Origin of the sequence: Enterococcus mundtii (assembly GCF_002947535.1) — a bacterium.
Classification (GTDB): domain Bacteria; phylum Bacillota; class Bacilli; order Lactobacillales; family Enterococcaceae; genus Enterococcus_B; species Enterococcus_B mundtii_B.
The window spans coordinates 92773-110779 of the sequence record NZ_PUAP01000027.1; the positions used below are offsets into that span (position 1 = coordinate 92773).

The window sequence follows — 18007 nt, forward strand, 5'->3', positions numbered from 1 at the left end:
AGTGAGATGAAATAGAATGGAGTGAGTCTATGAGTGAAATGATTATTGGTATGTTGTTGATTTTGTCGTTCTTCTTTATGGTTTGGTATTGTGTCAAAGGACTTAATTTGATGGTCGGTTTAGCGATCATGGCGACGATTTGGATGGGGTTAGCGCTGATTGGTAATTTTTTCTCACAGAATGCCGCAATGGAAGGACAGTCAGTCATTGATGTGTTGACCCATGTATATGCTACTGGTCCAGCAGAGTATGCGAAATCAATTTTAGTGAATGTATTCTTTGGTGCTTTTTTTGGTCGAGTATTGGTAGATAGTGGGATAGCGGCTACGTTGATTCGGAAAGTCGTGGAGCTTGGCGGTGATAAACCGCGGATCACGATGAGTCTTTTATGTCTTGTGACGGCAATTATTTTTATGTCGATGACCGGGATTGGCCCAGTGATTTCGATTGCTGTCATCGTTTTACCGATCTTGATGTCGTTAGGAATTGCTGCACCAGTTGCTCTATTTGCATTCATGGGTTCGATCATGGCAGGGATCTTTGCGAATATTGTCAATTTCAAGCAATATCAAACGATCTATGCGGGATTTAATTCTGCGGCTGAAAATTATACATACAATGATTACTTTCAAATCGGGATGATTGGCATGGTCGTGAGTTTAGTGATCGTTCTACTTGTAGCTAATATATCAATGAACCCGAAGAAACGCTATGCAATGGCGGCTGAACTTCCACGAGAAGGTGGAGAGGCGCCTATGATTTCTTGGTTGGCAGTCGTTATACCTGTGTTAGGAGTGGTGGTGTTAGAAATCCCGATCATTCTTGGTTTTATGTTGGCAGGGATCTGGGCGTTGCTATTTACAGGGAAATTACGTGGGGGATACAAGGAGATCTGTCGGCAATTCGCTAAATTATTTACAGATGGAGCAACAGATGTGGCACCAATGGTTGGCTTTTTGATGACTTTAGCGATGTTCAATAATTCGGCGGTGTATGCTTCTTCTTATTTCTCTGCGATCCTTGGCGATTTTATTCCCCAGACACCTGTTGTATTGGCACTTGCCTTTGCATTGTTGACCCCTCTCGGGTTTTTCCGTGGTCCGTTGAGTCTAGTCGGTTCGGGATCAGCGATTTTAGCAGTAGTTTTAGCAGTCAATCCGACGATGCCCGTGGCCTTTTTATTTCCACTATTTGCGACAACGACCATTGCGCCGCAGCATTTAGATATCACTCAATCCTGGATTGCATGGGGATTAGGGTATACAAAGGTTTCCTCTCGTGAATTCATGAAAAAATCGATTCCGACAGGGTGGGCGATCGGTGTGATCGTCTGTATCTTGACGTTGATCCTTTATGGTAATTTTTGATAGGTATAGAAAGTAAAAAATTTGGAGGATGCAAAAATGAAGCGTGCAGTAAGAATGGGCATCGATGTAGGTGGTACCCATACAAAAGCAGTCGCAATCGACAATGCGACACATGAAATCATCGGTAAATCATCTGTCAAAACAACGCACCACCATCCAGAGGGGGTAGCTGCCGGGGTTGTACAATCGTTTCAAAATTGTTTGCAAGAAAATCTGATCAGCCCGGAAGATGTCGTTTTTGTCGCGCATTCCACGACCCAAGCAACAAATGCATTGATTGAAGGAGATGTGGCAAAAGTAGGAGTGATCGGAATGGCGAAGGGCGGGTTCGAAGGTTTTTTGGCGAAAAGACAAACTCGGTTAGCCCCGATCGATTTAGGGAATAATCGAAAAATAGACATCGCAAATGTCTTCTTGCCACTTAAACAACTGACAAACGAACGAGTGTTAGAGACGATTGCTACACTGAAAAAGGAACAGGCGGAAGTTTTGGTTTCTTCAATGGCTTTTGGCGTAGATAATAGTGAGTCGGAACAGGTCATTTATTCCCTTGCTTCGGAACAAGGGATACCAACAACGATGGCTTCTGAGATCACTAAGCTTTATGGGTTGACGAGACGAACGCGAACGGCAGCGATCAATGCCTCGATTTTGCCTAAAATGTTGGAGACAGCGACGTCGACTGAACGTTCGGTTAGAGCTGCCGGTGTCAATGTTCCTTTGATGATCATGCGTGGCGATGGTGGGGTAATGGAAATCGCTGAAATGAAGAAGCGGCCAGTTTTAACGATGCTTTCAGGACCAGCTGCCTCTGTCATGGGTTCTTTGATGTATTTACGTGCCTCGAATGGTGTGTATTTTGAAGTAGGAAGGACAACGACAAATATTGGTGTCATCAGAAATGGGCGTCCTGCCATCGATTACTCAGTGGTCGGCGGGCATGCGACCTATATTTCCTCTTTAGATGTTCGTGTCTTAGGTGTTGCCGGTGGTTCGATGGTTCGGGCAGATCGGACAGGGATTCTTGATGTAGGACCACGTTCTGCCCATATCGCCGGGTTGGATTATGCTGTATTCACACCGATTGAAAAAATCGATCAACCGAAAGTCGTCTTTTTCTCCCCTGTTGAAGGAGATCCGGCTGATTATGTCAAAGTAATTTTGGCAGACGGAAAAGAGGTCACTATCACCAATTCTTGTGCAGCGAATGTTCTTGGTCTTGTCCAAGAAGAACACTTTTCCTATGGTGATGCACAAGCCGCAAGAAAAGCCATGGAAGCTTTGGCTGCGTATTGTCAGACTACTGTGGAAGATATCGCTGAGCAGATCATGGCAAAAGCTTATGCAAAAATCGAACCAGTTATTTTGGAACTGGCAGAAAAATATCAATTGGAGAAAGAACAAATCTCTTTGGTGGGTGTAGGCGGTGGAGCAGCTTCCTTGATCACCTATTTTAGTCGGAAAATGGGTGTTAAGTACTCCATACCGGAAAATGCAGAAGTGATTTCTTCGATCGGTGTGGCATTAGCGATGGTGAGAGATGTAGTGGAACGGATCATTCCTTCACCAAGCAAAGAAGATATTCGAGGATTGAAAAATGAAGCGATGAATAAAGCAATCGAATCTGGCGCCACACCGGAATCGATTGAAGTCCATGTTGAAATTGATCCTCAAACCTCAAAAATCACGGCAATTGCCACAGGATCAACGGAAGTCAAAGCGACTGATTTAACAAAACAGATCAGTAAAAATGAGGCGTTGTCAATAGCGTCAGAAGACCTGCGGATGCCTCTAAAAGCTGTTTCCTTATTAGCGAATACTGACTTCTTCTATGTGATTGGGGAAAATAGTCCAGAACATTCGATCGGCGCATTACGGATCATCGACCAAAAAGGATTTATCAAAGTTCAAAGAGGGTATGCCAAATGTTTAAAAACCACAGCTGAACAATATCTCTTCGCTGTCCAACAGTTATGGGATGAACTTGCGGTCTATCAGACTGAACTGATTGCTCGTCCAGAATTTTATCTATGTATCGGCGCACGTGTCGCAGATTTTTCGGCGACAGAATTTGAACAATTACAACTCTTGATGGAGTTAGAAATCTCGATGTTAGATCCAGAGGAAGAAGTGATTGTGATTGCGGGGAATATCAAGCAAAAATAAACTAGATGAGTTGATTTTAAAATTACGGACGATTTCTGATGAACAGTGGTGTGATTATCAATTTCAACGAGAGCTTTTAGTAGAGAAGGTCTCGCTTTCTGAACAACAAAGATGGGGGGCACTAGCGAGAGAATGTGGAAAGACGCTAGCTGAAACGATCAACCGAAAGTATTGTACAAGGAATATTCAAGAACTATGGCGATTTTTTGGGTATCGTCATCAGTCTAAGATCCGAGCATTGAGTGAAATTGCAGCAATGAGTTTTTCGGAGAAGTTGAATAACGTGGGATTCTCACCATATGTGTTAGAAGTCGCTATGACTTGGCCATATGATCCGCAATTGTGTGAGCATCTCGTCCAGTCATTTCAGTCGTTTTGAATAAGAAAGGCATAGTCCTTCCTGAAAGTTCGGGAGGCTACGCCTTTTTTCATCATGCTTCAGAAGAGATTGTTTCAAAATAACTCGGATAATGTAGAATCACTTGTTCTTGTTCCTCAATGATCATATGGAGGTGGAGGTTACAAAGGAAGCCTACTTCATCAAGTGAATGTTCTTTCATAGATTTCAACAGGAGTTGATGTTCATCTAATACACGGCCCCAATCTAATTCGGAAATCGTCAAGCGTAACCAACGGAAACGATCTAAATGAGTACTATAGCTTTCAAGCCAAGTCCATATTTCTTCTTTGCCCGCGACTTTGTAACACATTTGATGAAAGGCTTTATCTAAAAGAAAGAAGGTTTTTTTGTCTTGTGCTAAGATTGCTTGATCTGTCTGTTCTAAAATCATCTCCAAGCGCTGATGCGCTCTATCGTTCATTTTAGCACTGCACTCTTGTAAAATCGGTTGTTCTAATTTTTCTCGCATGTAACGTGCCAAGTCTGCGGAACGTATGTCGATTTTTGAGATATATGTACCGGATTGAGGAATCGTTTTGATCAATTCCTGATTTCTAAGTTGGATCAATGCTTCCCGAATCGGCGTGCGTCCGATTGCTAATTGTTCTTCTAAAAATCTGTCAGAAAGCTTACTCCCCGGAGCTAATTCAGAATAGATGATTTGTTGCCTGATAGCTTCGTATGCTTGTTGTTGCAAATTGTTCCCCATAGAACACCCCTTTCAAAAAGCTATACCTAGTATAGCATATCCTTTCCTGAGAATAGAGTAAGGGAGGGGACGAGCTGATCAGCGAACAGAAACACAAAAATAGAGCCGCAAACGATTGGTTTGTCGACTCTTTTCAATACATATCCATGGGGCGAACATCTCATCCTTTCACGAAAGCAACAGTCAATCTGGGCGAACTTCCTGCAGTTGTTTGACACGACCACCGATTTGATTGGCAAAGGTTTCTGATTCTTTTTTGTCTTTGAAGACAAGCAAGGTTTCCGGGTTTTTTTCACGTGTGCGACAGCCAGTTTTATCAATATAACCGTGTAGTACTTTCACGACATACATTATAATCACCTGCTTTTTTTCTTTCCATTATACAAATCGGGGGTTAAAAGGCAAGAATAAACACTTATTTTTTCTTTTATTTCATTTCTGTTGCAGAATCAGGGGCTGCGTCGATGTTTGCGTAAGTTTTAAACAGTCGATCCAAGTTAGGATTGACACGACCTAGTTTGACTAAACGTTGGTTTTCTGCAAGCAAGAAACAGTGTTGGCTTGTTCCAGTCGTCCGTAAACGTTGATCTTCTGTACCGTAGATCTCGTAACGAAAATTCAACCGTGTGCCTGTATAGCTTTCGATCATTGGTTTAATCAAAATTTTGTCTCCATAACGGATCATTTCTTTGTATTCACAACTTACGCCTAGTACAGGTATGATGATGCCTTGTTCTTCGATTTTCTTGTAACTAAAATCTAAGTGTTCTAATAAAGCAACGCGTGCTTCTTCGAACCAGCGGATATAGTTGCTGTGGTGAATGATACCCATTTGATCGGTTTCGTAATAAAAAGGCTCTCTAAGGTAGCCGGTATATTTTTCCATTGTGATGCTCCTTCTTATCTTTGACTAAAATAATGCATCCATCTTGGGATCTGCTGACTGATTTCAGTTGGTAAAACGACATATCGCTCTTTTGCTAATTGGTCGCCGATAAAGCTATGCAAATAGACAGCGGCACTGATCGTTTGGTCATTTTTTGGAAACTGAGCTAAAAAACCAGTAATCATACCAGCTAACGTATCCCCCATGCCACCTATTGCCATGGCTGGTGAACCTGCTGTATTGTAATAGATCCCATTTTGCCCATAGATCGTTGTTTGATGACTTTTTAAAACAAGTGATGCACCTAATTCTTGTTGCTTCAGCTGATTATTTTCTCTAGACTGTTCCTCTAAACTCAATCCGCTGACACGTTGCCATTCCATTTGATGGGGTGTGAGAACGGTGTGCTCTGGATAAGGAAGATCCAGGGAATGCGTAGCGAGCAATGTCAAAGCAGAACCGTCAATGACTAACCATTGTTTTTTTGTTTGGTTGGTCAAGACAAATTGCAGAAGTTCAAGGCTTTGTTGATTGGTTCCTAATCCCGGACCAATTAGTAAGACATCCGCATCTTCAAAAGCCGAATACCATGTTTCTTTATTTGTCCAATCCCCCACCATTGCTTCTGGTAAATGACTATGGACGGCCACATGATTATTAGGATCTGTTACAACAGTTGTCAAGCCAGCCCCACTATGGACAGCTGCTAAAGCGCTCATGATGATCGCACCACCGAATTGCTCGTTTCCGCCAATCAACAGGACTTTACCAAATGTACCTTTATGAGATTCGATGGGGCGAGGAGTAATCACTTGTTGGAGTAATTGTTCATTTAGTTCCATGGGAAAGCCTCCTTTTTTTCATTATAGCTTATAATATTTATGGAAAAAACTGTTTCGTTTATCCGTTGTCTGATTTTTTAAACAATTCGCCTGATTTATGTTATGATGAACTCGTAGACTGAATGAGTGGAGGAGTAACTTTATGACAATCAATTGGCAAAAAGAAGTCGAAGCACGTAAAGAAGACTTGCTTGAAGACTTAAAAAATCTTTTACGCGTAAGCAGTGAACGTGATGATTCAAAAGCAACTGCAGATGCACCATTTGGACCTGGGCCTCGTGACGCATTGAAACACATGCTTGCTTATGGTGAACGTGATGGCTTCGTTGTAAAAAACGTGGACAATTACGCAGGACACATCGATCTAGGTGAAGGAGACGAAACCTTAGGTATTTTTGGTCATATGGATGTTGTGCCCGCTGGCGATGGCTGGGATACTGATCCTTACGAACCAGTGATCAAAGACGGAAAAATCTTTGCTCGTGGTTCAAGTGATGACAAAGGACCAAGTATGGCAGCCTACTATGCGATGAAAATCATCAAAGACCTAGACTTAGAATTATCGAAAAAAGTTCGCTTTGTCGTAGGTAGTGACGAAGAAAGTGGTTGGGCAGACATGGCTTACTACTTTGAACATGAAGAAGAACCTGATTTCGGTTTCTCACCAGATGCGGAATTCCCGATCATCAACGGAGAAAAAGGCAATGTTTCTTTCGCATTCCGCTTTAAAGGTGATAACGCCGGCGACTATGTATTGAAATCATTTACGTCAGGTTTACGTGAAAACATGGTGCCAGGAACAGCGACTGCAAAAATCGAAGTACCAAGCGCAGATGCAGCAGTTGCATTGGAAAAGGCATTTTATGAATTTATTGAAGCAAATCCAATCAACGGTTCGATCGAAGCAGAGCATACATTTGTTACGATCAACGTAGTCGGAAAAGGTGCACATGGCGCAAGCCCACAATCTGGGATCAATGCCGGCTCTTTCTTAGCAAACTTCCTTGATGATTACGAATTTATCGGTGCAGCTAAACAATTCATCCATGTGGCAGCTACTTACGTCCATGAAGACTTTTATGGTGAGAAATTAGGCGTTGCCCACGAAGATGAAAAAATGGGTAAACTAACAATGAATGCTGGATTGTTTGCGTTTAAAGAAAATGGGACAGAAGAAGAGAACTACATCAACATGAACTTCCGTTTCCCTAAAGGCACGACTACAGATGAATTAGAAAGCAAACTGAACAAAACAGTAGCAGACGAAGGTGCATCAGTTACTCGTGGTGCCCGTGTGATGGAACCACATTATGTACCAATGGATGATCCGTTGGTCGAAACATTATTACAAGTGTACGAAGATCATACCGGCGAAAAAGGCTACGAACAAATCATCGGTGGCGGCACATACGGACGCTTATTGAAACGTGGTGTTGCGTATGGCGCAATGTTCCCAGGCTACACAGATACGATGCACCAAGCAAATGAATTTATGAGTCTAGATGACTTATTCCGTGCTACAGCAATTTATGCAGATGCCATCTATCGTTTGGCGAAGTAAATCATCTTTATTCGTACTTCAACATTCCTTGGAAAAGTCAGAAATAGTTGTATGTCTAACTTAGATATAACATGATAAAAACAATAGGCAACAAATGACAAAGAATTGAGTGATACTTGGCCTTCAGAGAATTGGACTTCTCTGAAGGTTTTTTTGGCTTCAAAAAGCGATGATTTCAATGAATGAACAAGCGACTGGCTAATTGATCATTTGTTTATTTATTAGTTATAGTTGTAAAGGTTGTTTACATTTGTTTGTTAATCTAATATTATAATAAGTGTATACAAATTTTGGAGGTGAAATGAATATGCCTAAATACATCGAAATCGCACACTCCTTGAAAAATAAGATTATCGACGGTGAATTTAAAGAAGGGGAGCTATTGCCAAACCAAGAAGCATTGGCAAAAACCTATAATACGAGTCGAGTAACTATCAGAAAAGCCATACAGGTATTGATTGATGAATCTTTACTTTACACGAGGCGAGGATCGGGGACATATGTGAGAAGCAACATTAAAAAGGACAAGGAGAATGTGACCCAGATCAATAGCGTATTCGGGACTTCTGCTCAAGAAGGGACGGAGGTGACCAGTAAAATCATCCGCTTTGACGTGCGTTTCCCCACTTCTTATGAGTCTGAGGAACTGAAAATAAAAGCGACTGATCCGGTCTATGACATCAAACGTGTAAGGTATGTAAATGAAGAGGCGAGAAGTATAGAGACATCTATCATGCCTCTTAAGTACATCAAAGATTTGGATGAAGAGATTTTAAAGGGGTCTATCTATAACTATATCAGAGAAGAGTTGGGTTATGTGGTCAGTGCGGCCCGTCGAGTGATCATTGCTTCAAAGGCAAATCATTTAGACAGTGAAGAGTTTGAGATCGAGGTAGGAGAACCGATTTTAGAAACCAATCAAATCGTCTTTTTTGATGATGGTACGCCATTTGATTTATCTAAGACAAGATATCCCTATACATCAGGAAAAATAGTAGCAGATATCAATTAGAAAATGACGTTTGTAAGACTGTACTTGAAACTATCAAGTGTGGTCTTTTTTATTTTTTATAAAAATAAGTATACACTAATTTTAATTAAGTATTTACAAAAGCGTTTTCAAGTGATATTCTGTATTAGAAGTTGATATACAACTATAGACAATTCAGGAGGCATAAATAAATGGATGTGAAAAAAAGGGAAGCTTTGATGGGGAAATTTGTTTTAACAGCACAAAAAATCGGCAATCAAATTTATTTGAGAACACTACGTGATTCGTTTGCTACTATCATGCCTTTATTCATTTTAGCAGGTATTGCTATTTTAATTAATTCGGTCGTGTTAGATCCGTCAGGTTGGTTCCAAAATATGATCAGCGCGGACACAATGGCATCTTGGCAAAACTGGGGATCGATCATTACGAACGCGACCCTTAATATCACTGGGATTATTCTTGTGATCACCATTGGCTATTTCTTGTCAAAAAATAGAGAATATGATAACCCAATTGGGGTTGTGATTGCTGTTGTTCCAGCATTTTTGACGTTGCTTCCAACTATGATCGAGACAACGCCGATCAATGGGGAAACGGCTGTAGAAATCAGTGGGGTCATCAGTTACGGGAATATTGGTTCAAAAGGAGTCTTTGCTGCCATCATTACTGGATTATTGGCAACCGAGCTATACATTCGTCTGACACGTTCTAAGAAATTGCAAGTCAATTTAGGAGATAGTGTACCGCCAGCAGTCGGAAAATCTTTTAACACGATGTTCCCATTGATCATTGTCGTTTCATTGTTTGCCTTTGCTTCATTTTTGATCCAACTAACAGGAAATGATTTTATGAGAATCATTGAACAATTCATCCAAGAGCCATTACGTGGTGTAGGGACTTCATTTTTTGGCTACTTGTTTTTAGTTTGCTTTGGAAACTTACTATTTTCTTTCGGTATCCATCAATCTGTCATCACCGGTCCGATCCTAGATCCATTATTGATGGTAAATATGAATGAGAATATGGCAGCTACTGCGAATGGTGAAGCTGCTCCTCACATCATCAACTCAGCGTTCCACCAAGTATATGGCGCTTTGATGGGTGGTACGGGTTCGACCATTGCTTTAGTGATAGCAATTTTACTTTTTAGTCGCTATCAAGCATATAAAGATTTATCTAAGTTGGCGTTAGGTCCTAATATTTTCAACATCAATGAACCTGTGATTTTTGGATTACCGATCGTCTTCAATTTACCGATGATCATTCCTTTTGTATTATCACCGATCGTAGGTACGACTATTGGCTATTTAGCAACATCAATGGAGCTAGTCAATCGCTGTGTGGTGACCATTCCTTGGACAACACCACCGTTTTTAAGTGGCTTTTTAGCAACTGCAGGTGATTGGCGAGCAATTGTTGTTCAAGCAGTCATTATCGTCGCGTTAGTCTTCTTCTATCTGCCATTCTTAAAAATCAGTGAACGGGTTGCTCGTACAAATGCTGAGATGAGTCTTTCTTAGAAGATTGATGAATGGAATAGATAATTGAAAAATTAGAATAATGATTGGAATGAGAAGATGGGAAAGAAAAAATTTTTTTGGGGAGATTCCTCCTCAAGTATGCAAACAGAAGGCGCTTGGAACGAAGGCGGAAAAGGCTTGTCTGTTTATGACGTTCGGGAAGCGACTGAAACTACTTCGGATTGGAAGCATGGGATTGATCGCTATCACCGATATGAAGAAGATCTTGATTTGATGCAAGAAATGGGCATGAACTTTTATCGCTTCCAAACTTCTTGGTCACGTGTCAATCCAACAGGTGATGGGGCATTCAATGAAGAAGGACTCTTATTTTATGATCGTTATATCGATGCGATGTTAGAACGGAATATTGAACCAATGCTATGTCTCTATCATTTTGATATGCCGCTTCATCTTGCGCAGAATTACGATGGCTTTATGAGTAAACATGTCGTAGATGCTTTTGTGGAATACGGAAAAAAAATGGTGGATCGCTACAAAAGTAAAGTCAAATATTGGGTGACTTTCAATGAACAAAATTTGTATTCAACACCTTTGGCACTATTATATGGAGGAACATTGAATACGGAAGATACAGCGGATAATATTCATCAAATCGCGCATAATATCATGGTCGCACATGCCAAAATCGCCAACTATATCCATGAAACAACAGAGGGACAAATCGGTGGGATGTTAGCTTATTCTAATATGTACCCTGCGACTAATCACCCCAAAGATGTATTGGTTGCGAGAGAATGGGATGAATTTATCAACCAGAATCTTTTGGATGCCTTTTGTGGACGTGGTTATTCGAAACAAGTTTTGACGTTTGAAAAACAGCATTTGAACGTAGATATGACCGAGGAAGAACTTGCTGAGATCGGAAAAGTAACAAGCGATTATTTAGCATTCAGTTACTATTGTACCGGAAGTATCAGCCATAAAAACATTCCAGCAGATGTTGCACCAAACTATTATTTGACGTATGGTGAAGTGGAAAATCCATTTGTTTCGATGAATGAGTGGAATCTGGGAATTGATCCTCTTGGCTTTAGAGATATCATCAACAAGATGTACCAAAAATACAATCTACCGATTTTCCCCGTTGAAAATGGGATAGGCACGCAGGAAAATTGGGATGGCAATACACCTATTCAAGACGACTACCGCATTTATTACCATGAACAACATATTAAAGCGATGCAAGATGCAATGAGCATGGATGGCTGTGAAGTACTGGGCTATCTAGGCTGGGGATTAATTGATCTACCTAGCTCAAAGGGTGATATGGAAAAGAGATACGGGATGGTTTACGTTAATAGAGGAAATCATGATCTGCGTGATATGAAACGCGTACCTAAAAAAAGCTTTCATTGGTTCAAAGATTTTCTTCAAAAAGAACAAGGCTTATAGAGTGAGTAAATAATAGCAAAATAGATAGTTGCATGTATTCGTTGGATCAAGTGGATACATGCAGTTTTTTGTATATTCTTATTTGTTTGAAGAGTGAAGTGATAAATCAATAATACAGTTAGTCTGCTGAATGTTCACGAGCGACTATCCAACAGTAATTTTTCTCTTTATAGTTTGGAGGAAATACTTTTTTTATTTTCAAAAAAAAATTTGTTCATTCTTTATCCATTTATTCAGTAGAATAATTGCTAAAGGAGGGATTACGATGGAACATGAAACACTAGAAAGTCTTAAAGAAAGAAAAGCGCGAATTTTAGCAACAGTCAAAGAGCAAGCATTAAATGAAGTCGACAGAAATAAAGAAGTAACTAAAGATAGTAAAGAAGTATCACACAGTGGTGATTCTCAGGCTATTGGGCAAAGTGAAAAAAATAAAGAGAGATAAATTTTCAAAAATCTAGAATATGAATAGAAGATACTTGAACGTCCCACTCTCTTGTTCGATTGATGCTACTTTCTAGATTTGTAGGGTTACAGTGAATCTTAGAAACCAAACTTCTTCAAAAAGAAAGGAGAGCAAGATGAAAGAAAAAGATCTAGATAAGATAAAAGAAAAAAGAAGACAAGAAATTGAGAGTATCAAACAACGTTCTTTTGCAGAAATCAGTAAAATCAAAGAGAAAAATATGAAGAAATTTAAACCAGACAAAATAGACTTTAAAGAAAAAAGAGCAAAAGATCAAAAAAATGAAGGCTATGTATTATAAAATTTTAAGTCTCTAGAAGCGTTTTTGCAGAAGTCGACAACACTTCAAAATCAGCCTACCCACCCAAAATACTTCAAGTTTTGGATGAGTAGGCTTCTTTATATTGATTATGAGTTTAAGATAAAACAGCTGTTGCAAGTGCCTGTTGTACGGCGATGATATTCTTATCTTTTCTAAATTGTAACGATTCAGCGGGTAGTTCTGCGCTAGAGATCCAAATTTTCAATTCGGCATCTAAATCAAAATGTCCACTTGTTTCAATCGAAAAACGTGAAATCGAACGGTAAGGGATCGACTTATATTCGCTTTTTTTACCAGTCATTCCTTGTTTATCGACGATAATCATCCGACGATCGGTGAAAATAATCAAATCACGTACTAATTTGAACGCTAACTCTACCTGTTCCATTGGAATCAGGATCTCTTGAACTTCTCTTGTGATATTGGTTGTATCTTTTTGGGTAGCGTTACCCATCAAGCCATCAAATAGCCCCATAAAAACACTCCTTTAGTCGTAGGATAAAATCATTTTAGTAATCTACTTCATTGTAACAAAGCTTTTGAATGAACGAGCAATTTATTCTTCAAAAGAATAAAAAAATTGAATTTGTAAGGCTGAGTCAGACAAAGTCACGTTAAACAGATGGTTTGAGGTTTGACTTTATTAATGTTACGGTTGTTATGTAATTAAGAATAGAGGAGGCAAACTATGGGGAAATATGATTTACCGCAAGTAGAAACTCATCTTTATATTAATGGCAAATGGCTTGAAGGCTCTGAAGGAACAGTTGATGTCGTCAATCCAGCAACTGGTGAAACGTTAGCAAGCGTCCAACAAGGTGGCGAAAAAGAGACAAAAGAAGCCATTGAAGCTGCCAACAAGGCATTCGAAGGTTGGTCAAGAACAGCACCAAGCGAACGAGCAAAATTAATGAATAAAATGGCTGATCTAGTAGAAGAAGACAGCGAACGTTTAGCAAAAATCATGACGATGGAACAAGGGAAACCGCTTGCTCAAGCGACGGCAGAAATCCAAACAAATGTCGAAAACCTTCGCTGGAATGCAGCGCAAGGCCAACGAATCATGGGAGAAATCATTCCTTCACCTGAAGGGAAACAATGGCAAGCACGTAAACAACCAGTAGGTGTCGTCGGCGCCATCACACCATGGAACTTTCCATCCAACATGATCATTCGTAAAATCTCTCCGGCAATCGCCGCAGGCTGTACGGTGATCTTAAAACCAGCAAAATCAACACCTCTATCAGCACTTGCGTTGATGGAATTATTCCACAAAGCTGGCTTTCCAGATGGCGTCGTAAATATCGTCATGGGGGACTCCTCAACTATTGGAAAGATTTTGTCTGAATCGGATGATATCCAAAAAATCACATTCACAGGTTCAACAGAAGTTGGACAAATTCTAAATGAACAAGCAGCACCTACCTTGAAAAAAGTTTCTATGGAGCTAGGTGGACATGCGCCATTTATTATTTTTCCAGATGCCGATGTAGAATTAGCAGTCGATACATTGATCAAAACGAAATTTATCAACAATGGACAAGTATGTACGTCACCAAATCGAATTTTTATCCATAAAGAAATCAAAGAACAAGCAACAAAATTGATTGTGGAAAAAATCAGAGAAGTGACTGTTGGAAATGGGTTAGACGATCCAACTACGGGGCCATTGATCAATGAAGAAGGCGTAAAAAAAGTTGAAGAACAATTAAAAGATGCAGTAGCTAAAGGAGCAGAAATCTTGGCTGGTGGTCATCGTCTGACGGACGGAGAGTATGTAAATGGCTTCTTCTTTGAACCGACAGTATTAGATGGCGTGAAAAAGGAAATGGATATTTTCTACAATGAAACATTTGGACCAGTGATCCCAATCATTACATTTGAAGACGAAGAACAAGTAATCAAAGATGCCAATGATACGATTTTTGGTTTAGCATCATATTTCTTTGCGACGAATATCCATACGATCAACAATGTAAGCAATAAATTGCAATATGGCATGGTCGGTGTCAATGATACGACGATCTCAAATTCTGCGACACCATTTGGGGGAGTCAAACATTCAGGGTTTGGCCGTGAGAACGGAACTTTTGGGGTAGAGGAATATGTCGAAGTGAAGTTTGTGACGATTGCATCAGAGAAATAAATGATAAGATAAAAAGAAGAGGATGATTGCATAAAATCATCTCTCTTCTTTTTTATTTTGATGATACTCATGATAAACATGATAGAGGTTCAGTTCGTACTCTTTCTTTGCATTCGTAACGACCGTATCTAAAATCATACCGGTAACTAGTGAAAGTAAAGCTAGGATCATCAATCCTGTACTTAAAATAGCTGAAGGGACTTTAGTAATAAAGCTTGTCAACATAAACTCACGAATGACAGGAATCCCAGTGAACAGACCAGCTAAAAAGAAAATGACTGTCCAGATATTGAAAAATAGGATTGGTTTATAATCTTTACACATTTTAATGATCATCATAATGACTTTGAAGCCATCAGAAAAGGTATTCAATTTTGATTCGCTACCTTCTGGGCGATCGCGGTAATCAATAGGAAGCTCAACTAATTTGAATTTTTTATCTAAGGCATGAATGGTCAATTCCGTTTCGATTTGGAATCCAGCACTCATGATCGGGAAGCTTTTGACAAAAATACGGTTAAATCCGCGATAGCCAGTCATCACGTCTCTTATTTTTGTTTTATATAAACGAGTGATCGTATTTTTGACTAAATTATTACCAAAATCATGGAAAGCACGTTTATTTTCTTCAAAGTAAGTACCATTAGAAAGACGGTCGCCAATGACCATATCCGCTTCGCCAGAACGTAATTTTTCTAAAAGTCCATGTACGGCTTCGGCTGGATAAGTATCATCTCCGTCTACCATCAAGTAGTAGTCTGCATCAATATCAAAAAACATTTGACGAATGACATTTCCTTTACCTTGACGAGGTTCTTTTTTTACAATAGCACCCGCTGCAACTGCTAAGTCGTAAGTGTTGTCCGTTGAGTTATTGTCGTATACATAAATATCTGCTTCTGGTAATTCTCGTTTAAAGTCGGCAATGACTGTGGTAATCGTTGCTTCTTCATTATAACAAGGAATCAGGACAGCAATTTTTTCTGTGTGATTCATTTTTCACTCTCCTAAATAAATTGAAAAAGTTTAAACTAAGCATAACCTATCATGTACGTTTATACCAGTTTTTATGCAAAAAAAGAAGCTCTTATCCATAGGAAAGCCTATTTCTAAGAGAATCTTTTAAAAAATGAAATCAAGCATCTGTTCCTTTTTTTCTAGAAATATCTAAAACAGTACCAGTATAGGCATCTGCTAAAAATTCATAATAGACGACTTCACCATCTTCTATGCGAGAAATCCCACCACGATAAGCTTTTGAATGAATTGCAAATTTACGTGTCGGTTCTTTCTCAAAAGAGATCCAGGAGCCTTCAATCGAGCCTTCATCTAAAAATGCTTCTTTGATGGTAGCTAAGACTTCATCAGCGGACATCGTTTTGTTGCGATTGTACCATAGTGCAGTTGCCACGCCACTTAATAATCCTAAACCAAGTCCGACAGCTAAACCACCTTTGAAATAGGCCTGTTCACTTTCTTCATACATGCTGCTTGCCCTCCTTTACACTTTCACAAGTTTCTTTGGCTTTATTTTACCACACTATCTGATTTTCTTTGAAATAAATAACCGTTTTGAAATAAAATACGGTATAATAATCACGATAGATTTGTCCAGATACTATTTTTTAAGACAAATCAAAGCTGAGATTGAAAGGAGACAAGTCTGAATTATAGACGATCATTATTATGGATGAAAAAACATTTCAACGTATCAAAGAACTAACAGAATTACAAGGAACAAGCGGTTTTGAACAAGATATCCGCGCGTACATGGAGCAACACATGGAGCCCCTAGTTGATGAATTACAATTAGATGGATTAGGTGGGATCTTTGGATTACGCCACCACCAAGAAGCAGATGCACCTCGTGTCATGGTGGCAGCACACATGGACGAAGTTGGCTTTATGTTGACACAGATCCAAGATAACGGATTGTTCAAAGTGGTTCCGCTAGGCGGTTGGAATCCTTATGTAGTATCGGCTCAACGCTTTACATTGAAGACGTCATCAGGTAAAAATTACCCATGTATTTCTTCTTCTGTTCCACCACATTTATTACGTGGCACAAGCGGTCAAAAGTCAGTCGAAGTAACTGATATTTTATTTGATGCTGGTTTTGAATCAAAAGAAGAAGCAATGAGTTTTGGTGTCTTACCAGGAGATACGATCGTACCTTTTGCAGAAACAATCAAAACAGCAAATGGCAAAAACATCATCAGTAAATCATGGGACAACCGCTACGGTTGCACGATGGTCTTGGAAGCATTAGAAGCCCTAGAAAAAGAAACACTAGGTCATACGCTGATCGCCGGCGCCAACGTCCAAGAAGAAGTGGGCTTACGCGGATCAAAAGCTTCTGTGAACAAATTCAAACCCGATCTATTCTTTGCGGTAGACTGCTCTGCTGCAGACGATACAGTAACGAAAAAAGGCACATTTGGTCATCTAGGAGAAGGCACATTGATGCGTATCCAAGATCCAGGATTGATCATGTTGCCACGTTTACGTGAATATTTACTAGATATTGCTGAAACAAACAATATTCCTTATCAATACTTTGTATCAAAAGGCGGTACCGACGCTGGTGCTGCTCATACACAAAATGAAGGTATCCCAAGTACCGTTATCGGTGTAGTTGGACGCTATATCCATACGCATCAAACGATGTTTAGTATCCGTGACTTTGAAGCAGCCAGAGAAATGTTGATCCAAACATTGAAGGGCTTAGATAAATCAACGGTGAATACGATCGTTTACGGAAAATAAGTAATCAACGAGTGAAGGCTATCCGCTTTTGCTCGTTTTTTATTTTTTAGATATAGTTTGGTCAGTTTTTTGTAAAGGTGTATAATTTAAGTAGAATATAGAATAAGAAAGAAGTGTGAACCTATGATTACTCCTAAAAGTCTTGAAGAAGTAGCTGGTTATGTTGAAAAAGGCAATCATATCTTTTTCTTTACTGCCGATTGGTGTGGCGATTGTCGCTTTATAAAACCTCAAATGGCAGAAATCGAACGTCATTTTTCAGAGTGGACATTTGTCGAAATGGATCGTGATGCGTATATCGACTTAGCAGCAGAATGGAATATTTTCGGTATTCCAAGTTTTATTGTCATTAAAGATGGGAAAGAGCTAGGTCGTCTGGTCAATAAAGATCGTAAAACAAAAGAAGAAATCGAACAGTTTTTAACAAAAACGATCCAGCAGTGAGA

The 18007-nt window shown here is 39.6% G+C and carries 19 protein-coding genes; 12 read left to right on the forward strand and 7 right to left on the reverse strand.

What is annotated here, in order from left to right:
- Nucleotides 1-29: 29 nt before the first annotated feature.
- Genes CUS89_RS09025 through CUS89_RS09035 form a run of 3 tightly spaced genes read left to right on the forward strand, consistent with a single transcriptional unit; the run spans nucleotide 30 to nucleotide 3912 of the window.
- Nucleotides 30-1367 (forward strand): citrate transporter, encoded by a 1338-nt coding sequence (locus CUS89_RS09025; protein ID WP_104871859.1) that lies wholly within the window; start codon nucleotides 30-32, stop codon nucleotides 1365-1367.
- A 36-nt stretch (nucleotides 1368-1403) separates the two neighbouring features.
- Nucleotides 1404-3533 carry a hydantoinase/oxoprolinase family protein gene (locus CUS89_RS09030; protein WP_104871860.1) on the forward strand — a complete coding sequence of 710 codons (2130 nt, stop codon included), beginning with the start codon at nucleotides 1404-1406 and terminating at the stop codon, nucleotides 3531-3533.
- On the forward strand, nucleotides 3508-3912 hold the full coding sequence (locus CUS89_RS09035) for a hypothetical protein (protein ID WP_104871861.1): 405 nt from the start codon (nucleotides 3508-3510) through the stop codon (nucleotides 3910-3912). The genes CUS89_RS09030 and CUS89_RS09035 overlap by 26 nt, the downstream gene beginning before the upstream one ends.
- Nucleotides 3913-3964: 52 nt before the next feature.
- On the opposite strand, the gene CUS89_RS09040 is transcribed toward CUS89_RS09035, so the two are convergent.
- From CUS89_RS09040 to CUS89_RS09050, 4 genes are all read right to left on the reverse strand, one after another.
- Complete coding sequence (locus CUS89_RS09040; protein ID WP_104871862.1) at nucleotides 3965-4642, reverse strand: GntR family transcriptional regulator; 678 nt, start codon at nucleotides 4640-4642, stop codon at nucleotides 3965-3967.
- 183 nt (nucleotides 4643-4825) lie between these two features.
- Nucleotides 4826-4993 carry a hypothetical protein gene (locus CUS89_RS16095; protein ID WP_169823213.1) on the reverse strand — a complete coding sequence of 56 codons (168 nt, stop codon included), beginning with the start codon at nucleotides 4991-4993 and terminating at the stop codon, nucleotides 4826-4828.
- A gap of 76 nt (nucleotides 4994-5069) precedes the next feature.
- The gene (locus tag CUS89_RS09045) at nucleotides 5070-5528 is read right to left on the reverse strand and encodes an acyl-CoA thioesterase (RefSeq protein ID WP_104871863.1); all 459 of its coding nucleotides are present in this window, start codon (nucleotides 5526-5528) and stop codon (nucleotides 5070-5072) included.
- Nucleotides 5529-5542: 14 nt separating this feature from the next.
- Nucleotides 5543-6370 carry an NAD(P)H-hydrate dehydratase gene (locus CUS89_RS09050; protein ID WP_104871864.1) on the reverse strand — a complete coding sequence of 276 codons (828 nt, stop codon included), beginning with the start codon at nucleotides 6368-6370 and terminating at the stop codon, nucleotides 5543-5545.
- Between the two features lie 142 nt (nucleotides 6371-6512).
- On the opposite strand from CUS89_RS09050, the gene pepV reads away from it, so the two are divergent.
- The 6 genes from pepV to CUS89_RS09080 all read left to right on the forward strand — a co-directional run bounded on the left by pepV (nucleotide 6513) and on the right by CUS89_RS09080 (nucleotide 12628).
- The gene (gene pepV / locus CUS89_RS09055; RefSeq protein WP_104871865.1) at nucleotides 6513-7931 is read left to right on the forward strand and encodes a dipeptidase PepV; all 1419 of its coding nucleotides are present in this window, start codon (nucleotides 6513-6515) and stop codon (nucleotides 7929-7931) included.
- A 307-nt stretch (nucleotides 7932-8238) separates the two neighbouring features.
- A complete protein-coding gene (locus tag CUS89_RS09060; protein ID WP_104871866.1) occupies nucleotides 8239-8943 on the forward strand; it encodes a GntR family transcriptional regulator in 705 nt (234 codons plus the stop codon).
- Between the two features lie 170 nt (nucleotides 8944-9113).
- Nucleotides 9114-10445: a PTS sugar transporter subunit IIC gene (locus CUS89_RS09065; protein ID WP_104871867.1), complete on the forward strand. Its 1332-nt coding sequence runs from the start codon at nucleotides 9114-9116 to the stop codon at nucleotides 10443-10445.
- Between the two features lie 57 nt (nucleotides 10446-10502).
- Nucleotides 10503-11861: a glycoside hydrolase family 1 protein gene (locus tag CUS89_RS09070; RefSeq protein WP_104871868.1), complete on the forward strand. Its 1359-nt coding sequence runs from the start codon at nucleotides 10503-10505 to the stop codon at nucleotides 11859-11861.
- A gap of 265 nt (nucleotides 11862-12126) precedes the next feature.
- Nucleotides 12127-12306, forward strand: coding sequence for a hypothetical protein (locus tag CUS89_RS09075; RefSeq protein WP_065096932.1), 180 nt, complete (start codon nucleotides 12127-12129; stop codon nucleotides 12304-12306).
- Between the two features lie 136 nt (nucleotides 12307-12442).
- The gene (locus CUS89_RS09080) at nucleotides 12443-12628 is read left to right on the forward strand and encodes a hypothetical protein (RefSeq protein ID WP_019724296.1); all 186 of its coding nucleotides are present in this window, start codon (nucleotides 12443-12445) and stop codon (nucleotides 12626-12628) included.
- A 115-nt stretch (nucleotides 12629-12743) separates the two neighbouring features.
- Here the strand turns inward: CUS89_RS09080 and CUS89_RS09085 are convergent, their stop codons facing one another.
- Entirely contained in the window at nucleotides 12744-13124 is a 381-nt protein-coding gene (locus CUS89_RS09085; protein ID WP_065096934.1) for a PH domain-containing protein, read from the reverse strand.
- Nucleotides 13125-13337: 213 nt separating this feature from the next.
- Here CUS89_RS09085 and CUS89_RS09090 point away from each other — a divergent pair, with 213 nt between their 5' ends.
- Complete coding sequence (locus CUS89_RS09090; RefSeq protein WP_104871869.1) at nucleotides 13338-14795, forward strand: NAD-dependent succinate-semialdehyde dehydrogenase; 1458 nt, start codon at nucleotides 13338-13340, stop codon at nucleotides 14793-14795.
- A 36-nt stretch (nucleotides 14796-14831) separates the two neighbouring features.
- Here CUS89_RS09090 and CUS89_RS09095 read toward each other — a convergent pair whose 3' ends face one another.
- Both CUS89_RS09095 and CUS89_RS09100 read right to left on the reverse strand, forming a co-directional pair.
- A complete protein-coding gene (locus CUS89_RS09095) occupies nucleotides 14832-15791 on the reverse strand; it encodes a glycosyltransferase family 2 protein (RefSeq protein WP_104871870.1) in 960 nt (319 codons plus the stop codon).
- 139 nt (nucleotides 15792-15930) lie between these two features.
- Complete coding sequence (locus CUS89_RS09100) at nucleotides 15931-16281, reverse strand: PepSY domain-containing protein (protein ID WP_019724280.1); 351 nt, start codon at nucleotides 16279-16281, stop codon at nucleotides 15931-15933.
- A 200-nt stretch (nucleotides 16282-16481) separates the two neighbouring features.
- Here CUS89_RS09100 and pepA point away from each other — a divergent pair, with 200 nt between their 5' ends.
- On the forward strand, nucleotides 16482-17561 hold the full coding sequence (gene pepA / locus CUS89_RS09105; protein WP_065096936.1) for a glutamyl aminopeptidase: 1080 nt from the start codon (nucleotides 16482-16484) through the stop codon (nucleotides 17559-17561).
- 123 nt (nucleotides 17562-17684) lie between these two features.
- Entirely contained in the window at nucleotides 17685-18005 is a 321-nt protein-coding gene (locus CUS89_RS09110) for a thioredoxin family protein (RefSeq protein WP_104871871.1), read from the forward strand.
- Nucleotides 18006-18007: the final 2 nt, after the last annotated feature.